This is a genomic window from Mesorhizobium bavaricum (genome assembly GCF_056781655.1).
This window is the reverse complement of sequence record NZ_CM165566.1, coordinates 1,848,781-1,868,621: the sequence shown is the minus strand read 5'-3', so window position 1 is coordinate 1,868,621 and position 19,841 is coordinate 1,848,781. Positions and strand designations below refer to the sequence as shown.

General features: G+C 63.4%; 21 protein-coding genes. 6 read left to right on the top strand and 15 right to left on the bottom strand.

What is annotated here, in order from left to right:
• Positions 1-8: 8 nt before the first annotated feature.
• The 3 genes from AC1RZR_RS09140 to AC1RZR_RS09130 all read right to left on the bottom strand — a co-directional run bounded on the left by AC1RZR_RS09140 (position 9) and on the right by AC1RZR_RS09130 (position 3,647).
• Positions 9-812: a DUF1194 domain-containing protein gene (locus AC1RZR_RS09140; protein WP_481828300.1), complete on the bottom strand. Its 804-nt coding sequence runs from the start codon at positions 810-812 to the stop codon at positions 9-11.
• 86 nt (positions 813-898) lie between these two features.
• Positions 899-2,725 carry an ABC transporter ATP-binding protein/permease gene (locus AC1RZR_RS09135; protein WP_481828299.1) on the bottom strand — a complete coding sequence of 609 codons (1,827 nt, stop codon included), beginning with the start codon at positions 2,723-2,725 and terminating at the stop codon, positions 899-901.
• Positions 2,726-2,858: 133 nt separating this feature from the next.
• Complete coding sequence (locus tag AC1RZR_RS09130) at positions 2,859-3,647, bottom strand: class I SAM-dependent methyltransferase (RefSeq protein WP_481828298.1); 789 nt, start codon at positions 3,645-3,647, stop codon at positions 2,859-2,861.
• Positions 3,648-3,785: 138 nt separating this feature from the next.
• Here AC1RZR_RS09130 and gloB point away from each other — a divergent pair, with 138 nt between their 5' ends.
• Both gloB and AC1RZR_RS09120 read left to right on the top strand, forming a co-directional pair.
• On the top strand, positions 3,786-4,553 hold the full coding sequence (gene gloB, locus AC1RZR_RS09125) for a hydroxyacylglutathione hydrolase (RefSeq protein ID WP_481828297.1): 768 nt from the start codon (positions 3,786-3,788) through the stop codon (positions 4,551-4,553).
• 16 nt (positions 4,554-4,569) lie between these two features.
• Positions 4,570-4,998: a cupin domain-containing protein gene (locus AC1RZR_RS09120; protein ID WP_481828296.1), complete on the top strand. Its 429-nt coding sequence runs from the start codon at positions 4,570-4,572 to the stop codon at positions 4,996-4,998.
• On the opposite strand, the gene AC1RZR_RS09115 is transcribed toward AC1RZR_RS09120, so the two are convergent.
• The 3 genes from AC1RZR_RS09115 to AC1RZR_RS09105 are packed head-to-tail and all read right to left on the bottom strand — an operon-like array spanning position 4,995 to position 7,391.
• Complete coding sequence (locus AC1RZR_RS09115; RefSeq protein ID WP_481828295.1) at positions 4,995-5,669, bottom strand: lysoplasmalogenase; 675 nt, start codon at positions 5,667-5,669, stop codon at positions 4,995-4,997. The two genes, AC1RZR_RS09120 and AC1RZR_RS09115, sit on opposite strands and share 4 nt — an antisense overlap.
• Positions 5,666-6,559: an aromatic amino acid exporter YddG gene (gene yddG / locus AC1RZR_RS09110; RefSeq protein ID WP_481828294.1), complete on the bottom strand. Its 894-nt coding sequence runs from the start codon at positions 6,557-6,559 to the stop codon at positions 5,666-5,668. Before yddG ends, AC1RZR_RS09115 begins: the two co-directional genes overlap by 4 nt.
• A 43-nt stretch (positions 6,560-6,602) precedes the next feature.
• The gene (locus tag AC1RZR_RS09105; protein WP_481828293.1) at positions 6,603-7,391 is read right to left on the bottom strand and encodes a DUF3108 domain-containing protein; all 789 of its coding nucleotides are present in this window, start codon (positions 7,389-7,391) and stop codon (positions 6,603-6,605) included.
• A gap of 257 nt (positions 7,392-7,648) precedes the next feature.
• Between AC1RZR_RS09105 and rpmB the strand changes: the two genes are divergently transcribed.
• From rpmB to AC1RZR_RS09090, 3 genes are all read left to right on the top strand, one after another.
• Positions 7,649-7,945 (top strand): 50S ribosomal protein L28, encoded by a 297-nt coding sequence (gene rpmB, locus AC1RZR_RS09100; protein WP_477269598.1) that lies wholly within the window; start codon positions 7,649-7,651, stop codon positions 7,943-7,945.
• Positions 7,946-8,084: 139 nt separating this feature from the next.
• Positions 8,085-8,765, top strand: coding sequence for a queuosine precursor transporter (locus AC1RZR_RS09095; protein WP_481828292.1), 681 nt, complete (start codon positions 8,085-8,087; stop codon positions 8,763-8,765).
• 41 nt (positions 8,766-8,806) lie between these two features.
• Positions 8,807-9,487 (top strand): spermidine synthase family protein, encoded by a 681-nt coding sequence (locus tag AC1RZR_RS09090; RefSeq protein ID WP_481828291.1) that lies wholly within the window; start codon positions 8,807-8,809, stop codon positions 9,485-9,487.
• Between the two features lie 23 nt (positions 9,488-9,510).
• On the opposite strand, the gene AC1RZR_RS09085 is transcribed toward AC1RZR_RS09090, so the two are convergent.
• From AC1RZR_RS09085 to AC1RZR_RS09055, 7 genes are all read right to left on the bottom strand, one after another.
• Positions 9,511-9,996: an SRPBCC family protein gene (locus AC1RZR_RS09085; protein ID WP_481828290.1), complete on the bottom strand. Its 486-nt coding sequence runs from the start codon at positions 9,994-9,996 to the stop codon at positions 9,511-9,513.
• Entirely contained in the window at positions 9,993-10,361 is a 369-nt protein-coding gene (locus tag AC1RZR_RS09080) for an ArsR/SmtB family transcription factor (RefSeq protein WP_481829044.1), read from the bottom strand. The genes AC1RZR_RS09085 and AC1RZR_RS09080 overlap by 4 nt, the downstream gene beginning before the upstream one ends.
• 480 nt (positions 10,362-10,841) lie before the next feature.
• Positions 10,842-11,831 (bottom strand): adenylate/guanylate cyclase domain-containing protein, encoded by a 990-nt coding sequence (locus AC1RZR_RS09075; protein ID WP_481828289.1) that lies wholly within the window; start codon positions 11,829-11,831, stop codon positions 10,842-10,844.
• Between the two features lie 249 nt (positions 11,832-12,080).
• Complete coding sequence (locus AC1RZR_RS09070; protein WP_481828288.1) at positions 12,081-13,109, bottom strand: esterase-like activity of phytase family protein; 1,029 nt, start codon at positions 13,107-13,109, stop codon at positions 12,081-12,083.
• Entirely contained in the window at positions 13,106-15,004 is a 1,899-nt protein-coding gene (gene cobT, locus AC1RZR_RS09065; RefSeq protein WP_481828287.1) for a cobaltochelatase subunit CobT, read from the bottom strand. The genes AC1RZR_RS09070 and cobT overlap by 4 nt, the downstream gene beginning before the upstream one ends.
• A gap of 11 nt (positions 15,005-15,015) precedes the next feature.
• Entirely contained in the window at positions 15,016-16,002 is a 987-nt protein-coding gene (cobS, locus tag AC1RZR_RS09060; RefSeq protein WP_379103471.1) for a cobaltochelatase subunit CobS, read from the bottom strand.
• 123 nt (positions 16,003-16,125) lie between these two features.
• Complete coding sequence (locus tag AC1RZR_RS09055; RefSeq protein WP_477269580.1) at positions 16,126-16,755, bottom strand: J domain-containing protein; 630 nt, start codon at positions 16,753-16,755, stop codon at positions 16,126-16,128.
• Between the two features lie 180 nt (positions 16,756-16,935).
• Here AC1RZR_RS09055 and AC1RZR_RS09050 point away from each other — a divergent pair, with 180 nt between their 5' ends.
• Positions 16,936-17,238 carry a BolA family protein gene (locus tag AC1RZR_RS09050; RefSeq protein WP_481828286.1) on the top strand — a complete coding sequence of 101 codons (303 nt, stop codon included), beginning with the start codon at positions 16,936-16,938 and terminating at the stop codon, positions 17,236-17,238.
• A gap of 22 nt (positions 17,239-17,260) precedes the next feature.
• Here the strand turns inward: AC1RZR_RS09050 and AC1RZR_RS09045 are convergent, their stop codons facing one another.
• Both AC1RZR_RS09045 and AC1RZR_RS09040 read right to left on the bottom strand, forming a co-directional pair.
• A complete protein-coding gene (locus AC1RZR_RS09045) occupies positions 17,261-18,814 on the bottom strand; it encodes an acetolactate synthase large subunit (RefSeq protein ID WP_481828285.1) in 1,554 nt (517 codons plus the stop codon).
• Positions 18,815-18,935: 121 nt separating this feature from the next.
• Entirely contained in the window at positions 18,936-19,742 is an 807-nt protein-coding gene (locus AC1RZR_RS09040) for an alpha/beta hydrolase (RefSeq protein ID WP_481828284.1), read from the bottom strand.
• Positions 19,743-19,841: the final 99 nt, after the last annotated feature.

Here is a 19,841-nt window from a genome sequence, read left to right as displayed (position 1 = left end):
AGCAGAGCTCATCGGTCGAGCTCGGGAAAATACGGATCGGATAAGAACCGCCTGTCCCGCTCGCCTTGCAGGCAATCGACAGGCGCGGCAGCATCGACGGGGATGGTCCTGGTCTTCTCCTGAATGCCGCTGACCTCCAGGATCAGCTTGCGGCGGATGGCTGTCGAAAACTCGGCGGCCGCATAGATCGGCAGCACGAAGGAACCAGGCCCACCAGTCACGCACTGCGCATAATACTGGTCGAGATGGCTGAAGGTCGGCGACGGGTTGATCAGGATCGGCAGGCCGTTGACGACGATGCCTTTGGGGATTGCCGCATCACGCGTCGTGGTGACCGGCGGCCCGATATTGTTGGGGCCATCGCCGGAAATATCGATGACGCTGCGTTCGCCCTCGAAAGAAGTGCGGTCGAACAGCTCGGTCCCGAAAGCCAGCGCACCGGAAATCGAGGTACCGCGGAAGCTGCGGAACGGACGCGCCGCGACCTTTTCGGCAAAGCTGTTGGCGGTCTCTGCGCTGTCGATGATCTGCCAGTCGATGATCGCGTCATCACGCACCGTGCCGGCCCATTCGAAATAGGCAAGCGCAATGCGGCCGGTATTGCCGGCGCGGACAGCCTGGATGAAATCGGGATGCCGCAACGCCTCGACATAGCCGGCGCGCTGCAGGGCGAACTCCTTTTCGTCCATCGACAGCGAAATATCGACCGCCAGCACCAGCTCGACGTCGACCGCCAGGCCATCCGGCGGCGAGGCGATGGGAGCGGCCTGGGCGCAGGCAAGGCAGGCAAGCAAGCGCAGAGCATCAAGCATGGCCGACGCCAGGGTTGTTTCTCCGGGGAAGCTTCCCTCGCGATCACGGCAAAATAAAGCTGGAGCCGGTAGCCCGGGAAAACAGCCTACTTCTTGCGGCGGGCGCCAGCCGGCGGCGGGTCGATGGCGCCGGCCCTGACCCGGACAGGTTTCAGGGCCGGTGCGTCGGCATCCTTGACGATCGTCAACGCGCGCGGAAAGAAATGATTGTTGTGCTGGCCGCGTCCGATGTTGAGGAAAGCGGTCCCGGGCAAACGCTTCTCCAGCATCGACAGCACGCGTCGCAACGAGGGTCCGTCGAACGCGTCCATGGCTTCGTCGATGATCACCCATTTCGGCTGCCGCAAGGCGAGCCTGGCAAAGGCCAGCGAACGCTGTTCGTCATCGGCCAGCTCATGCTCCCAGCGCGCGCTACGATCGAGTGAGGATGACAGCCGTCCAAGCCCGACCTCGGCAAGCACCGCCGAAATGTCGGCGTCATTCGCCGGCGCAGTTCCGTTCGGGTGATCGAGAACCTCGCGCAACGTACCGGCCGGGAAATACGGGACGCGCGGCACGAATATGGGGGTCTCTCCCGCCGGCAGGCCGATCCGTCCGCTCCCCCATGGCCACAGGCCGGCAATGGCGCGGAAGAACAACGTCTTGCCGGCGCCCGGATCGCCGGTGATCATGACGCGCTCGCCGGGGCGGATTTCGACATGCTGGTCGGCGAGCCTGGTGCAGCCGTCCCGCGAGGCCACTTCGAGCTTCTCGAAAGTCAGGCTGCCATTGGCGTTTTCGCCGAAGGCAATGCGCCTTTCCTTGTCGTGCAGCACATCGGTTTCATCGAGCGCGATGCGGAAGTCGGCGACGCGCATCAGCGTGGCGCGCCAGTCGGCAATGCCGCCGATATTGTTGATGAACCAGCGCAGGGAAGAGTGGACCTGGTTGAAGGCACCGACCGCCATCATCAGCCCGCCAAAGCTGATATCGCCCGAGAAATAGACCGGCGAAGCGACCAGGATGGGTGCCACGACGGTGATCCAGCCATAGGTGTCGGTCACCCAGGACAGGTTGATCTGGGCGCTGTAGATGCGCCGCATGGCGCCCAGCACCGTATCAAGGTCGAATCCGAGCCGTCGCCTGGCGTCGGCCTCGCCATGGTACAGCGCAATGGCATCGACATTCTCGTTGACGCGCACCATCGACGAGCGCAGCTCCGCTTCCCGCGTGTAGCGGTCGCTGTTGAGGCGGATGAGCGGCCGTCCGACCAGCCAGCTCAGCCATGAGGCGGTGCCGGCATAAAGGATGGCGGCCCAGACCATGTAGCCCGGGATGGCCAGCGAGGTGCCGCCGATATGGAACACGAAGCCTGAAGACAACTGCCACAACACGCCGACGAAGGACACCAGCAGGATGCATGACTGCAGCAACCCGACGCCGAGATCGGTCGACAGGTCCGACAGATGGGCGGCATCCTGCTGCATGCGCTGGTCGGGATTGACACCGATGGCGCCGGCATTGGCCAGCCGGAAGGCGCGCGCCGGCCGCATCCATTGGTCGATCAGATCCACCGTCAACGCCTCGCGCAGCTTCAGCCTGATCATCTGGTTGAGCCAGGTCTGGCCGATATTGAGCACCAGAAGCCCGCCGGCGATTGCCGCAAAGACGAGAAGCTGGTGCAGGAAGGCGGCCATGTCACGGCGCGCAAGCGCATCGTAGAAAGGCTGATTCCAGCGGTTGAGCAGGACCTGGCCGATCGACGTTGCGATGATGACGGCCATGATGCCGACCGACATCCAGAGCAGTGTCTTGCGAACCGGCGATCCTCTCAGCGCCTGCCTGATCGTCGCCACCTGATCGTGCAGGCTGCTGGCTTCGACCGCCACGGCAACCGGCTGAACGGTGACGGCATTGTACGGTTGATCAGCCATACCCGAGGTCCTTGCGTTCAATGACAGTGCTGACACCGGATGGAGAGACTTGAAGGCATCCGTCGTTCAAATGGGACGCGAGCCCACTTGCGACAGATAGGTAGGGAAAAGACCCCGGACGTTCTTGCCGCGATCACGAAGCCGTCACCTGTGCAGCCGATGGCCTGGCATCCCCGGCCTCAGTGAGACGGCCGAGCCGGGTGGCGCCATGTGGCGACAGCACCGGCACGAAGACGCGGCGCGAGCCGCGCTGGGCGGCTGGCACGCCTTGATAGAGCCGCTTCTGCGCCTCGACGACGATGACGCCGGAAAAGATCGGCCACAGCCGCCGGCCGACGCGTTCCAGCACATTGTGGAAGCGCATCATGAAGCGCCGCCGCGACGGCGGAAAGAACAGCGCGTCGGACCAGGACGCAGGCGTGAAATTCGTCTCGCGCAGCAGTTCCGTGAGCTGGCCGCGCGAGAAAGGCCGGCCATTGCCGAACGGCGTATGTTCGAAGCGCGCCCAGACGCCGCGCCGGTTGGGCACGACGATGACCACGCGTCCCGCCGGCGACAGCACCCGCCAGATCTCGTTCAGCGTTTCGCGCGGATTTTCGACATGTTCGAGCGAATGGACGAGCAGCATGCGGTCGATGCAGGAATCGACCAGCGGCAGCTCCTCGTCGAAGACCAATGCCGTCGCCGTCGGCCCCGTCGCCGGCCACACCACGGCACCTTGTGTTGCCGGCATGAAGGCGAAGACCCGCTCGGCATCGGTGCCGAAGCGCTCCAGCCACGGCAAGGTGTAGCCGAGGCCAACTAGCCGCTCGTTGGGTACGGCAGCCCAGATCGATGACAACGCCATGGCGATCGAGCGCTCGGCGAACCGGCCGAGCGTTGTCGAATAGAAGGAGCGAAGATCGACGATGTCGGAATGCATGCGAGGGATGTAGCCGTGATATCGGCGGGTTTCAACAAAAGGCCTCGATGAGCCCGACGTTACGGGATGTCATTCGACATTCCGGGATGACATCGGCGTGCCCTCGCCCTATGTCTGCGGCGACAACGGAGAGATGCGATGCCGGTCGAAATCGAACAATTCATGTGCCGCAGCGACAATTTCGGCGTGCTGGTGCATGACCCCAAAAGCGGCCAGACCGCGATCATCGACGCGCCCGAGGAAGCGCCGATCCTGGCCGCACTCAAGCGCACCGGCTGGACCCCGACGATGATCCTGACCACGCATCACCACGTCGATCACGTCGAGGCCAATCTGGCGCTGAAGGAGCGCTTCAAGCTGCGCATCGTCGGACCGGAAGCGGAAAAGGCGAAGATCCCCGGCATCGACGAAACCGTCGAAGAGGGTTCCGTCATTCACCTCGGCGATGAGCGGATCGAGGTGATCGCCACACCCGGCCACACCGCCGGCCACGTCTCCTACTACTTGCCGGCATCGAAGGTGGCGTTCACCGCCGACACGCTGTTTGCGCTGGGTTGCGGGCGACTGTTCGAATGCAAGCCGCCGGTGATGTACGAGTCGCTGAAGAAGCTCGCAGCACTTCCCGCCGCCACCACAATCCATTGCGGCCACGAATACACGCTCTCCAACGCCCGTTTCGCGCTGACCGTCGACCCGACCAATTCGGCGTTGAAGGAACGAGCCGCCAGGATCGAGGCGCTGCGGGCCGACAACAAGCCGACCCTGCCGACGACGATCGGTGAGGAACTGTCGACCAATCCGTTTCTGCGCTGGCACGATCCGGCAATCCGCAAACATCTTGGGCTGGAGAAAGCCTCGGACGCCGAGGTGTTTGCCGAAATCCGCAAGCGCAAGGACAATTTCTAAGCGAGGCCGGGAACCCATGACCAGCGCAGCCGAAATCATAGCGGTCCTCGGTCTGAAGCCGCATCCGGAAGGTGGCTGGTATGCGGAGACGTTTCGCGATGGCGCCGGCGGTGCGCGCGGCCACTCAACCGCGATCTATTTCCTGCTCGAGCAGCACCAGGTATCGGCTTGGCACCGGGTCAAGGACGCCACCGAGGTCTGGCATTTCCATGCCGGTGCCCCGCTGGCCTTGTCGATGAGTGAGGAAGATGGCGCCGTGTTCGAGCAGGTCCTCGGCATCGAGCTGGCGGCGGGCGAGCGGCCGCAGCTCGTCGTGCCGGCAGGCTGGTGGCAATCGGCGCGCAGCCTGGGCGAATGGACGCTGGTCGGCTGCACCGTCGCACCTGGCTTTGAATTTGCAACCTTCGAACTGGCCGAGCCGGGCTGGCAGCCGAAACAATCCTAAGTCAGCAAGAACCCAAGGGTAATCGCGAGCTGGGCGGCGTAGTAGAGCACCCAGACCGAAAACCGCATCCAGACGCGGTGCGGCGAGATGGCGGCCACCAGGAATTTTTCTGCGGCGAGCAACCCGTCCGATGCCATGAACAGCAGGGCACCGCCGACAATCGAGACGCTGCTTGTCGTCAGCGCCGAAACGCCCATGGCCAGAATGGCCGCGATATAGGCGACGATAGGAACGCGCAGGCCGGGACCAACACGCCGCCAGAGCGCCACCAGCATGACGAGCGCGAACACGGCCATGGCCAGCGCAATCGCCTCGCGCCACGATTCGGCGCCAAGCAGTTCCAGGCCGCCACCGCTGCGCAGGAACAGTGCGACATAGACGATGTGGGCGACGAGAAAACTGGCGAGCCCGCCGAGAAAGGCCTTTTCGCCATCGCGCGACAGGAAGGCGTCGCCAACGGCACTGAGCGTGAGTGCGGCGACCAGCAGCAGCGGGCCGCCTTGCAGCGCCGCCAGCACGGCAAGCATTGCCACGGCAAGCGTCTTTGCCGCTGAACGGGCGAGCGTCGGCGGCATGCCAAGCGTGAAAGCGTAAATCACCGCCGCCACCAGCGAAAAGATCAGCGTCGCATTGGCGTTGGCGTCGATGCCGCCTGGAAACGGCATCGTCATGCCTTGGCTCCGCTTTCGGTAGCGACCGGCTTGCGCAGGAATAGCGACTTTGCCGCCAGTGCCGCCCCGCCGGTGATGAGCACGCAGGCGGCGAGGATGCGCAGCGACGGCTCGGCAACGCCCGCCGCGATCAGCACCAGCGTCGACAAAAGCGGCGCGGCATAGCTTGCCGCGCCAAGCACCTGGATGTTGCCGCGCTTGACGCCGATGTCCCAGGCGTAGAAAGCCGCCCCGACCGGCATCAAGCCAAGCCCGAGCACGGCCAGCCATTGGCTGATACCCTCAGGCAGCACCGTTTGTTCCAGCGCCAGGTGGCAGCCGAGCGACAGCAACGCGGTGGCGGCGCAGAACCAGGTGACGATGCTGGTCGGCACCGACGGGAAGCGCCGCGACAGAAGCGAATAGGACGACCACAGCACCGCGCAGACGGCGGCCATGGCATAGCCGAAGGCGTAACGGGCGTCGAAGGCGAGGCCGCCGCCCTTGGTGACGATCAGCACGGTGCCGGCAAGGCCGAGCAGCGCGCCGACGACATGGTTCCAGGCCAGGCGCTCGCCCGGCATCAGCGCCGAACCAAGCACGATCAGCAGCGGCCACAGATAGGCGATCAGGCTCGCCTCCACCGCCGGCGCATTGCGCAGCGCGGTGAAATAGAAGAAGTGGTAGCCGAACAGGCCGGCAATGCCGATAAGCCAGACCTGCGGCGGTATCTTCTGGCTCTTGTCGGCGGCCGGCATGAACAGCCGCGCGACAAGCCCAACCCCGGTGCCGATCGAGAAGGTGATCGCCGACAGCAGGAACGGCGGCACTTTTCCAGATGCATCCGTGAGCAGCGCCAGCAGCGCCCACATGGCGACCGCCGAAAAGCCGATGAGTGTTGCGCGCCCCATTCTGTCTCCAGTGGCGCGTCCCATTCTGTCCCCAGTGACGCGCCTATTGTATCGCTTCGAAACGCCCGGCGCTGATGGTCAAGGTGCCGATCTGCGTTCCGACCGTGGCGTGGATCGGCGCATATACGCCGGTTTGGCCGAGCGGCGCAAACGTCACCATCATGCGGCTGCGGTTCTTCAGATAGTTGAGCGCCTTGCGGCCCTTGCGGTAGCCGGCCACCGGCTCGAAACCCATCCGGCAGGTGATCGTATCGCCCTTGTAGCCCGGCACCGAGATCGTGCCTTTCGAAGCGTAGGTCAGCGTCAGATCGGCGCGCATCTCACCGTCGTAAAACTTCACCGTGCGGCCGCAGACCTGGTCGAGGCTGTCGGCATGGATCACGGTGGCCGCCATTGGATCGAGCACCGATGCCAGGTCGCTGGCGCCGAGCGGCACCCAGCTCTTGGGATCGCGCTTGCCCGGTGCCGGGATGACCTGCGTCGAGGTGACAGCGCCATTGGCAAAGCGGATATCGACCACCGAGGCCTTCTTGCCGGAGGTGTAGTCGGCACGGAACGCCTGTGGCACCATCTTCTTGCCCGAAATCGTGCCCTTGGACGAGACCGTGCCCTGGGTGTCGTCGAACAGCTTGGCGAGACCAGCAGCGCGTACGCTGCCGTCGATCGCGTAGGCGCCGTTCTCATAGTGGCTGGAAAACGTTGATTTCGCTATGGAAAGACCAAGGAACGACACCGTGTACTCGCCCTTGAACGACTGCGGCGAGGCCGCCGTGGCGGCGGACGGCAAGGCAATGGCAAGCACGGCGGCAAGGGCGTGAGACGAACGAAGCATGGCGCCATCGGGTCCTTGATTTTTGGCCGGAGGCGGGCAACTCCGGGCTGGCATGTCCCTATGAGACCGCTTATAGGATGAATTCCGGCCTTAATATGAAATGCCGGGCGCATCCGTGGGCATGCCGGAGCTTGACGCACCGGCGAAATGCAACTATGGAACGCCAACTTTTTCCATAAGGCCGCCTGACCAGAACCGCGCGCCACCCGGCGTGGGCACAAAGGTTTGGCAGACCCCGAGAACTGAAGGTTAGAACAATGTCCCGCACCTGCGAACTCACTGCCAAGGCAGTCATGTCCGGCAACAATGTGAGCCACGCCAACAACAAGACCAAGCGTCGCTTCCTGCCGAACCTCGTCAAAGTGACGCTGATTTCAGAAGCGCTGAACCAGAACGTGCGCCTGCGCATTTCCGCCAACGCGCTGCGTTCGGTCGAACATCGCGGCGGTCTGGATGCCTTCCTGGCCAAGGCCGACGTCACGGAACTGTCGCAGCGCGCGCGTCTGCTCAAGAAGCAGATCGCCAAGAAGCTCGCCGACCAGCCGGCTGCTTGACATCGTTCAAAGGCGGGGGACGACCGCCTTGGGCATCGGATCGAATCCACAAGGTTCGGCAATCCGATGCTCAAATACGAAGCGAGCATCGCCCGAACAGGCATGATGCTCCGCTGGTTCCATTACCCAGGATAAAAAAATGAATTCCTTCTCGCGATACCTGCCCTTCGTGGCCGCCATGGCGCTTGTCGTCGTGGCGTCGAACATTCTCGTGCAGTTCCCGATGCAGGGACAGATCGGCGGCCTGTCGCTGGCCGACCTGCTGACCTGGGGCGCCTTCACCTATCCCTTCTCGTTCCTGGTCACCGATCTCGCCAACCGCCGCTACGGGCCTGCCGTGGCGCGCAGGATCGTCTTTGTCGGCTTCATGACGGCGGTGGTCTGCTCGATCCTCATCCCGCCCTTCCTGTTCCGCCACGGCCTGATCGAATTCGAGACCGCGGCCGACCGCCTGGTGCGCATCGCGGCGGCGTCAGGCGCGGCGTTCCTCTGCGCGCAGTTGCTTGACGTGACCGTGTTCAACCGGCTGCGCCGGCAAAGCTGGTGGCGGGCGCCGATCGTCGGCACGCTGGTCGGGTCGGTGTTCGACACCGCCGCGTTCTTTACTGTCGCTTTCTCTGCCGCTTTCGCTTTCGCGGGTCCCAACGACAGTTTCGCGCTCGAAAGCGCACCGCTGATGGGCGTGTTCCATGTTGACACCATGCGCTGGATCTCCTGGGCACTTGGCGACCTCAGCGTGAAGCTGATCATCGCCGTAGTGGCGCTCATCCCCTATCGGCTGCTTGCCGCCCGCTGGAGTCAGCCAGCGGTTGCGGTCTAGGCCGTGATCCCGAAAAGTGGAATGCGGCAGAGAGTAAGCCCGTGATCCCTTGGATCCAGCTAGACTCTGCGAAGACACCGGACGGTCAGCAGGAACTGCGCCTCAAGCGGCGCGGTTCTGAATTCTCGATCATGCTCGGCGGCAACGAGCTGATGAACAGCCGCCTCAGCGGCTCCGAGGAAGCGCTGGCAAAACTATCTTGCCAAAGGATTGCCGGCCATCGGCAACCGAGGATCCTGATCGGCGGACTCGGCATGGGTTTTACCTTGCGCGCCGCTCTCGGCGAGTTGGGCGACGATGGCGAAATTGTTGTCGCGGAGCTGGTGCCGGCGGTCGTCGCCTGGGCACGCGGCCCGATGGCCGAGCTGTTTGGCGGCTGCCTCGACGATCCGCGCATCACCGTTGAGGAGACCGACGTCGGCCGGCCGATACGGTCGGAGCCCGCGGCCTGGGACGCCATCCTGCTCGATGTCGACAACGGCCCGGAAGGCATTGTCCACAAGTCCAACGATGCGCTTTACAGCCTGCAGGGCCTCGGAGCCGCACGCACCGCCCTCAGGCCGGGCGGCGTGCTGGCGGTGTGGTCGCAAGGCCCCGACAGCGGCTTCACGCGGCGGCTGAAGCAGGCAGGCTTCGTGGTCGAGGAGGTAAACACGCGCGCCAACGGCAAACGTGGCGCGCGCCATGTCATCTGGATCGCCACCAACGGCTCGCGACCCTGATTGGAGCCGGACAGCGGACCGGCTTACGTCGACTTCTGGAGTTCCGCCGCAAGGGCTTCCAGCAGCCCGCGGGTTCCTTCTTCACGTCCCTTGGCGGAATCGACACCGTCGAAAAAGGCGCCTTGCTCGGTATAGGTCAGCTGCGTGCCATTGCCCGACGGCGTCAGCTCGACGGTGGTCAGAGATGCCGACATTGGCTGCGGCCCGATCGCCATCCGGTAGGAAAACACGATACGCTGGTCGGCAACGATGTCCTGGAACTGCGCGTCCAGGCGGACTTCCGGTCCGCCGGCATAGCTGAACCGCGACACCTCGCCACCGCCGACACGGAAATCGAAGCTGAATTCGGCGATGGCAAAACCATCGCCTTCGACCCGCCAGCGCCGCACCGTCGCCTTGTCGGCGAAGGCATGGAAGACGCGGGGCGGCGATTGCGGATAGGTTCGTTCGATGGTGAATGTGGAGTGGATGACGGAATGCTCGTCCTTCACGGGGGCGATCTGGTTCATGTCTGTTCGTCCTTTTCCTGATCTTGAACTTTCGGGGACAATTGGTCTGTCTCGGCCAGGATCTGGCCAAGACGGTCGAGGTGACGTTCCGCCGGTATGCGGCGTTCCGTGATCCAGTCGGCGAGCGGGGCAAGCCCGCCCGGTTCGATCCGGCAGGTGCGCACCCGCCCGATCTTTTCGCTGCGGATCAGCCTGCAGGCTTCCAGCGTCTGCAGATGTTGCAGCACGGCGGCGAACGTCATGCCGAACGGTTCCGCCAGCTGGCTGACTGTGGCCGGTCCGCGACTCAACCTTTCCAGGATCTGGCGGCGGGTGGGCTCGACCAGAGCCCGCAAGATGCTGTCGATCTCGGAATAGTTAAGCATGGGCTTGAGTATTCCTTCCCCAGCATCAATTGTCAAGTCTTGACTAAAGTGTTCGACAGAGCGTGGCGGCCCACGTCCGGAAGCGGGAAGACGGCAGAGACACGAATGAGGAATGGCGCGACAGCGGCCGCAGGTCGATGCTGGCTCCAACGGCCGGGGGCGGGAAGGTTGTATCCGTATCACTTAAGCGTCAGGGAGAAGCCACCAGCGCCGAATGAGTCGAAATAGGTCTTGAGGGCAAACTCTCAGTACCATCCCGAGATTCCCGGAACGGCTTGCCTTTGCCAGGCTTAGCTCTGGCTCAGCGTGAAAACATGTTGCTCATGTTCGATATCCCGTAAGCGGTATTTGCCCAGATCGACCAATGGTATGTCGACCTCCCGCGCAATGGTATCCGAAATGAGCACGAGGCGGTCGAGGCTCTTTGCAAGCTCCAACAGGCGACTGGCGCGGTTAACCGCAGGACCGATGACTGTAAAGTCAAGCCGGCGGGAGGCGCCGACATTGCCGTACGCGACCTCGCCCATATGCAGGGCGAGACCATGGGTGACAGGCGCTTCGCCACGTTCCCGGCGCTTGGCATTGGCTGTGTCGGTCCTTCGGCCAAGTTCTTGGGCCGCCGCCAGCGCCATGCGGCAAATGCACAGCCGTGGTGGGGAAGATGGCCAGCACCGCATCGCCCATGAATTTGAGGATCTCTCCGCCATGGGCTTCCACGACTTCGCCGATGGTCTCGAACCATGAGTTCAGGTACCGCAAGACATCCGGGATATCGGTTTGCTCCGACAGAACGGTAAAGCCGCGAAGATCGGCGAACCAAATGGCTGCCTCGATTAATTCCAGACCTCCCCGATCCACCCGGCCCTCGATGATGCGCTGTCCTGCGCGAGGACCGACATAGGTATCGAGCAGGTCGGTTGCGATACGGCGCAAAACGTGGCGCTCGACATAGGGGCTCAGGATCTTGGACGCCAATTCCAGTCGCTCAAGATGGGTGTCGTCAAACCCTCCAGTATTGTCGGTGGCAAAGGAGATCACAGCAGTTCGCGATCGATCCAGGAACGGGAGCGGATACATCACGTAATCCGTAGCTCCCTCTGACCACAGTTCTTCCAGCAACGGCATGTCCTGAAGGGGCTCGTTGAGCCTTCGGCGAAATGGTTGCGCAGTTTCATCGACGATGCGCGTCGGACTATTCAGATAGGCGTGAGATGTTGCGGCGTTCGCCCTGTCACTCTTGCGCAAGGACTGGCTTTCATGGGTCCAGATATGCTGCCATCCACTGACCTCGGGGTGCAGGACCTCCAGCGCAAGAGAGCAGCGCGAAAGCGGAACTCCCGATTGGACAATCATGGGGCAGAAAGCGGCAAACAGGGTCTTTACGCTGTCCTGCAACGGACGTTCCGCCAGCCATCGTGCGACGTCTTCCATAAACTCTTTCTTTCTCCGCAACCGCAGCGACCCAAGCATCAACCGCAGTCTGGTACGTCGAACACCGCCTATCTTACCATGGTGCCCAGCTTCGTTCCGACAGCCATTGAAAAGTTGCTTTTCTAACCACAAGCAGGTCATAGCGGCTAATCAATACTCGCGATGGCGAGGACAGGGATCATTGATCCGGAACCAACTGCGAGGGTCCAGGAAGGCACCGCCAGAGTGAAACCCAGGATTGCAGCGCCGCTTGCGTGCGGCCGCCAGCAGATATCCTCGGCGTCACGCTCAATCCTGGTGCAGGATGAATTCCAGATAAAGGTTGCGCTGCAGGATCGAGTGGTTGTCGTCGGAGATCAGCGACACCATCAGCGCGCCGTCGTCGCGGGTCCAGACGTCGAGCCCTTCCATATTGTCGATCTGGTAGCCCATGTCGGCTTCCAGAAGCACCGGCCCGTCGGCGACGGCGCCCTTTTCGACGCTCTCGCCATAGATGCGCCGCAGCCGCATCTTGACGCCCCTCGCCATCGAGAAGCTGCGCTCCAGCAACAGCAGGTCGCCATCCGGCAGGAAGGCGCCGTCGGTGATGTCGAAATCGCCGTTGCGCTTGACGGTGAAGACGCCCTTGTGCGGCCCTTCGATGATAGCGGCATAGATGTTGCCGGCGTTGTCGAGGCTCTTTTCCGAGACCACGACCAGCCCGCCCTCGTGCTGGCCGTTGACATTGGCATGGGTAACGGTCTCGAAGCCGCGGTTCTGGCGCAGTTCCCGAGCCGGCACCAGGAAGTCCAGCTGTTTGAACGGCGCCTTCATGTCAGCCGGATCGATCTTGAACTGGGCAACGCGTTGGTTGCGCTCGAAGCCGACGGTGGCGATGCCATCCTTGACCGCGAGACCTTCCGCGTCGACCTCCCATTTCTTGTCGATCGCCTGGCCCGTTTCGTCGACCATCTGCTGCATGCGGAAATTCTGGATGCCGGACGGCCGCTTGTCGGCGTCGCGGATCACTGTTCCGAAGAACCAGAAGCCGGTGTCGGCAACGCCGATGAAGTCGCTGCCAGCTTTGAGAAAACGGAAGGCCGACAGCGCACCGAAATCGCGCGTCGGCGAGGTCATCTCCAGCCCGCCGACGAATTCGAATGGGCCGAACTGTTTGTCGGCGCGGCCAATCTGGAATTCGGTAATCGGACGGGCCGAGATTTCGACCGGTTCCACCGAGGTCGACCCGGCCGACCCGGCTTGTGCCGAAGCCACGCCGGCAAGCAGGGCGATGGCGGCGAAGAGCGTCTGCCGGAAGCCGCCGCGCGAAAAAATCATCCGGCGCGCCGCATGCCGCCGCGCCGCGAGTCGCGCGCGCTTTCCTCGGCGAACAGCGAAGCCAGTTGCTCAGTCATGGCCCCGGCCAGTTCCTCGGCATCGACGATGGTGACGGCGCGCCTGTAATAGCGGGTGACGTCGTGGCCGATGCCGATGGCCAGCAGTTCCACCGGCGAGCGCGTCTCGATCAGTTCGATGACGGCGCGCAGATGGCGCTCGAGATAATTGCCCGGATTGACCGACAGCGTCGAATCGTCAACCGGCGCGCCGTCCGAGATCATCATCAGGATCTTGCGCTGTTCCGGCCGGGCGATCAGCCGGTTGTGCGCCCACAGCAGCGCCTCGCCGTCGATGTTTTCCTTGAGCAGGCCCTCGCGCATCATCAGGCCGAGATTGCGCCGCGCCCGCCGCCACGGATGATCGGCGGATTTATAGATGATATGGCGCAAATCGTTGAGCCGGCCCGGGTTCGGCGGCTTGCCGTCCTTCAGCCACTTCTCGCGCGCCTGCCCGCCCTTCCAGGCCCGCGTGGTGAAGCCGAGGATCTCGACCGACACGCCACAACGTTCCAGCGTCCGCGCCAGGATGTCGGCGCAGGTGGCGGCGACCGTGATCGGCCGGCCGCGCATCGAGCCGGAATTGTCGAGCACCAGCGTCACCACCGTGTCGCGGAATTTGGTGTCGCGTTCCTGCTTGAAGGACAGCGGCTGCATCGGGTCGATGACGACGCGCACCAGCCGCGCCGGGTCGAGGTAACCCTCTTCCAGGTCGAAATCCCACGACCGGTTCTGCTGCGCCATCAGCCGCCGCTGCAGCCGGTTGGCCAGTCTCCCGACGACGCCGGACAGATTGGCAAGCTGCTTGTCGAGGAAGGTACGCAGCCGGTCGAGCTCTTCCTCTTCGCAAAGCTCCTCGGCCCCGACCGTCTCGTCGAAAGCGGTGGTGAAGACCTTGTAGTCGATTTCCTTCGGCAGATTGGTGAAGGGATTGTCGTTGCGGCGCGCCTCGCCGGGCGTTTCGGCATCCGCATCGTCATCGTCGGACAGATCGTCGGCGGTGGCGTCGGACGCTTCCGTCTCGGCCGACTGTTCGTCGTCGGCGGAAGCCTCGGCATCCTCGGACTGCGACTGTTCGGAGCCGGAATCCTCTTCGCCGCCCTCCTCGCTCTGCTCCTCGCCCTGCGGCTGGTTGTCGTCATTGTCCTCGGAGTCTTCCGTCTCCTGGTCGTCGCCGAGTTCCTCGGCCATTTCCATGGAGGCGAGCATCTCGCGCACGACGCGGGCGAAGGCCTGCTGGTCGTCGAGCTTGGCCGAAAGTCCGTCGAGATCGGCGCTCGCCTTTTCCTCGACCCAAGGCCGCCAGAGCTCGACCAGCCGCTCGCCGCTCTTCGGGATCGGCCGGCCGGTCAACTTCTCGCGCACCATCAGCGCCAGCGCCTCCTCGATCGGCGCGTCCGCCTTGTCCTTCACGTCGACGAGATTGGCCTTGGCGTATTTGTCCTCCAGCATCGAGCCGATATTGTCGGCCACGCCTTGCATGGCTCTGCTGCCGATCGCCTCGACGCGGGCCTGCTCGACCGCGTCATAGACGGCGCGGGCCTGCTTGCCTTCCGGCGCGAGCTTGGTGTGGATGCGCGCATCGTGACAGGCGCGCTTCAGCGCCATGGAATCGCCGAGGCCGCGGGTGATGGCGATGTCGGTCTTCGACGCCTTCTTCGGCAGTTCGGGCAGCCGCGCCCGGCTGCCGGCAAGTGCGGGTCTGTCCTTGGCGAAGCCGACCTCAAGTTCCTTGTCACCGGCGATGGCGCGCATGCAGACGGTGACGGCGCGCTTGAAGCTGTCGGCTTCAGACCCCGTCTTCGACTTGTTGCGCGTGTTGTCGCCCGGACCCGCCATCGAGACTCTGCTTAGCCCAGCACCACATTCGCAGCTGATTCCGGCAGATCCTCGCCAAAGGCGCGCTGGTAGAACTCGGCAACCACCGAGCGCTCGAGTTCGTCGCACTTGTTGAGGAAGGTCAGCCGGAACGCCATGCCGATATTGCCGAAGATCTCGGCATTCTCGGCCCAGGTGATGACCGTACGCGGGCTCATCACGGTCGACAGATCGCCATTGATGAACGCCGAGCGCGTCATGTCGGCGACGCGCACCATCTTGTTGACGATGTCCTTGCCCTTGGCGTCGCGATAGTGCTTGGCCTTGGCCAGCACGATGTTCACCTCGTTGTCGTGCGGCAGGTAGTTCAGCGTGGTGACGATCGACCAGCGGTCCATCTGCGCCTGGTTGATCTGCTGGGTGCCGTGATAAAGGCCGGTGGTGTCGCCGAGGCCCACCGTGTTGGCGGTCGAGAAGAGCCGGAAGGCCGGATGCGGACGGATGACGCGGCTCTGGTCGAGCAGCGTCAGCCGGCCCGACGATTCCAGCACGCGCTGGATGACGAACATCACGTCCGGACGGCCGGCATCATACTCGTCGAAGCACAGCGCGACATTGTGCTGGTAGGCCCAGGGCAGAATGCCGTCGCGGAATTCGGTGATCTGCAGGCCGTCCTTGACGACGATCGCGTCCTTGCCGACGAGATCGATACGGCTGACATGGCTGTCGAGGTTGACGCGCACGCAAGGCCAGTTGAGGCGGGCGGCGACCTGTTCGATATGGGTCGACTTGCCGGTGCCGTGATAGCCCGACACCATGACGCGGCGGTTGTAGGCAAAGCCGGCGAGGATCGCCATCGTCGTGTTCTTGTCGAACAGATAGTCCGGATCGATGTCGGGCACATGCTCGCTGGTCACCGAATAGGCCGGCACCACCATCTTGGACTCGAACCCGAATTTTTCCTTCACCGACACCGTCGTGTCGGGCAGGTTGGCGATGTCGCGATCGACCTTGTTCATATCTCTCAACGTCTCCACGGGCGAAAAGCCTGATTTCGCCGGCAATCGATTTTGTCCGGGGGCGGTCTTAGAGCCTTTTCCAACCTTATGAAAGTTGGAAAACGACACCGACCGTATGGTCGCTCAGCACAAGCCCGCCTGTTTGAGCACGCGATAGGCCTGCAGCACATCGCGGAACCGGTCTTCCGAACCTCTGTCGCCACCATTCGCATCCGGATGGTGACGCTTCACCAGTTCCTTATAGCGCGCCTTGATCTCCTTGCCAGTCGCCTTTGTATCAAGGCCAAGCGTTTCCAGCGCCTTGGCCTCAAGCGGCTTGGCCTTGCGCTCGCGCGCCTCGCGCGGATCCTTTGGCCCCTTGAACAGGTCGAACGGGTCCCGCATGCGGTTGTAGTAGCCGGCGCGGCCGGAGCGCATCTGCGCCATTTCGGGCGACGAACGCGTCGAGGCGCCGTTGACGCCCATCTTCCAGGTCGGCCGGTGGCCGGTCATTGCTTCCTTCTGAAAGCGCGCGACCTCTGTGTCCGGCACGCCGGAAAAATAGTTGAAGCCCTTGTTGTACTCGCGCACATGGTCGAAGCAGAAGCGGAAATACTCGCCCTCCTTCATGCGTCCGACCGGCGCACGATGGGTGCCAGCTTCCTTGCAGCCGTCCCACTGGCAGATAGGCGAGTGCGACTTCAGCTCCGCGTCCTTGTCGGGGCGGACGCGAATCTTCTCGAAATATTTGGGATACGGCTTCATCTCACCCATTTATGGGGCGTTCGCAAATGCGAAACAAGAATTGACATTTTCGCGATGATCGCCCTAACCGCTGAATCGCGGCATAAAGCAGGCGAATGGCTGATTTTGTTGCGCGGCAGTGGCTTTTGCGAGGACCGATTGCGGTTTGTGGACTGCTGCGCCAGCCATATGTGGTGAAGGGAGATGGCGATGTCCATACAGGCGACCATGGAAGACAAGCTCAACAAGGCATTTTCGCCGGACCGGCTGGTCATCATCAACGAAAGCCATCTCCATGCCGGACATCACCATCATGGCTCCGATCATCACGGCGCCTATGACGGCACCGGCGAGACCCATTTTCGCGTCCGCGTCGTCGCTTCCGCCTTTGCCGGCATGAGCCGCATCGACCGCCACCGCGCCATCAACGAACTGCTTGCCGACGAACTGAAGGCCGGCGTGCATGCGCTGGCGATCGAACCGGCGGCTCCCGGCGAAAAGACCCGCTGGTAGGTCGGTTCCGCCTTGGCTGTGCTCAAAGCACCGCTTCGATGAGAAACGGTCCGCGCCGCGACAAGGCGCTGTCCAGCAGCGCGTTGAACCGCTCGCAGGTGTCGGCGCGAGCCGCCTCCACGCCCATGCCTTTGGCCAGGCAAACCCAGTCCAGCGACGGATGGTCGAGATCGAGCATTCGCCTGGCGTTCTCGCCGATCGTTCCGACCCCGACATTGCGCATCTCGCCATGCAGGATCGCATAGGTTCGGTTGGAAAAGACGATCGTCACCACGTCGAGCTTTTCCCTGGCCTGCGTCCACAGCCCCTGCACCGTGTACATGCCGCTGCCGTCGGCCTCCAGATTGATCACCTTGCGATCGGGACAGGCGATCGCAGCCCCGGTTGCCATCGGAATGCCTCCGCCGATCGATCCGCCCGTGCCCATCATGTAGTCGTGAGGAGCGGCGAAGGCCGATAGCGCGAAGAAACGCCGCGCCGAGGTAACCGCTTCGTCGCAGATGATCGCATCGGCCGGCAGCTTTCGCGCCACCGACAGCGCGATCGCATCCTCGGTCAGTTTTCCGCTGGGCGTTGCCTCGTCGGGAAAGGCGGTCGCGAACACCGTCTGTTGCGACGGCTTGACGCCGAGTTCGTCGCGGAGTGCTGCCAACGCCGCATTGAGATTCTCGCCATGGGTGGCCAGCGTCAGCACCTGGCAGCCCTCCCGAACCAGCCGTCCCGGCTTTCCCGGATAGGCGAAGAACGCAACCGGCTCCTTCGCGCCGACCAGGACCAGAACGTCGATATCCCACAGCGCAGCCGTGGCGGCTTCGACCGGATAGGGGATGCGTGTCGGCGCGACACGCCCGCGGCCACGCTGCATCCGGGCGGTCAGAACCTCGCTGAACAGACGGACATCGCTGCCTGTCGAGATCTGTCCGGCGATGGCGAGTGCATCCGCTCTCGCCGCTCGCCCGCGAACGATGATGCCGGCCCGACCCGGAGCGGCGCGGATCGCCGCGGCGACGGTGCGCACGGCGTCCATGTTGACGGCAGGCGGCGGTGCCAGCGTTACCTTGCCGACTGAGGCCGCGCCGACTTCGCCCCAGGCGGCATCCGCCGGCAGGATCAGGGTAGTTACGCCTGGAGGCGTCAGCGAGGCGCGGAATGCCGCCTCGGTCGCCGGCGCGACATCGTCTGGGCCAGCGATGCGGCGCACCCAGTTCGACATCGGCGCCGCAAGGCTCTCGATATCGCTGGTGAGCGGAGCGTCGAGCGGCAGATGATAGGAAGCGTGGTCGCCGACGATGTTGATCATCGGGCTCAGCGCGCGCCGGGCATTGTGCATGTTGGCCAGGCCGTTGGCCAATCCCGGACCGGTATGCAGCAGGGTCGCGGCAGGCCGATCGGTCATGCGCGCATAGCCGTCGGCGGCACCGGTGACCACACCCTCGAACAGGCCGAGCACACAACGCATCTCGGGTTTGCGGTCTAGTGCTGCAACGAAATGCATTTCGGACGTGCCGGGGTTGGCGAAGCAGACCGTCACGTCATTGGCCAGCAGCACGTCACACAGGACATCGGCGCCGTTCATGAAATTCTCTCCCGCTTGACCATCTAAGAGAGCAATTGCACCGGCAGGCGCCCGCGCAGCAATATCCCGCCAGCACTTTTGATCTGATCCAGTTCTTACGACGCCTGCTTATGGGCAGGCATCAGCCGACCGTCGATTTCAGGAACGCCAGCGCGGCGGCGGTCAGCGCGTCGCCATCCGCGCCGAAATCGCGGTTGATCGACATGTGCGTATAGGCGCTGCCGTCGAAGACAGTGACCTTGGTGCCGGTGGCGCGCAGGCGCGCGGCAAAGGCCTTCGACTCCTCGCCACGGCCCGAAGCACGCGAATAGGCGATGAACGTCGGCGGATGTTTATGGCCATCGACGTAACTGGCGGGCGACAGCGCAGCCCACTGCGTGGGGTCGGAAAAGACACGTGCATAGGCCCGGACCATGCCGCCATTCCGGGAAAGCGAGGTGAGATCATAGGCCCTGGTGTCGTCGAGGATGAGTGCAGCTATGCCAGGCAGCCCACCGCGCATGCCGGTCAGCGCAATCAGATGGCAGCCGGCTGAATGGCCCATGCCGACAATGCGGTTCGGGTCGCCGCCATGCTGGGCGATGTTGGCGCGCACATAGGCATAGGCCTTTTCGACATCACCGGCCTGGGTGGCGACATCGGCCTCGGGCAACATGCGATAGTCGATGGAGACGAAACAGAACCCATTGGCGAGCAGGAAGGCCGGCTTGGTGTTGACCTGGCTGCGATTGCCAAACTGCCAGGTGCCACCATGGACGAAAAAGACGCCCGGCAGCCCGGTTGCACCATCCGACGCATAGATGTCGAGCTTGGCCGGCCCATAGTTGAAGGTTTTTGGCGCGGATTGTCGCGGCCGCCAAGCGGCCGATGCTCCCAATGGCAGCATCACCGCCACGGATGCCAGAATGAGGCTTCGTCGATCGATCATCATGGTCTCCCGACCGCGTAGGCCAACAGTGCCCGCAGGCGCCGCGAGCGTCCAGTTACGGATTGGCAATATTCAGAGGTCTGGCTCGGCGATCGATCA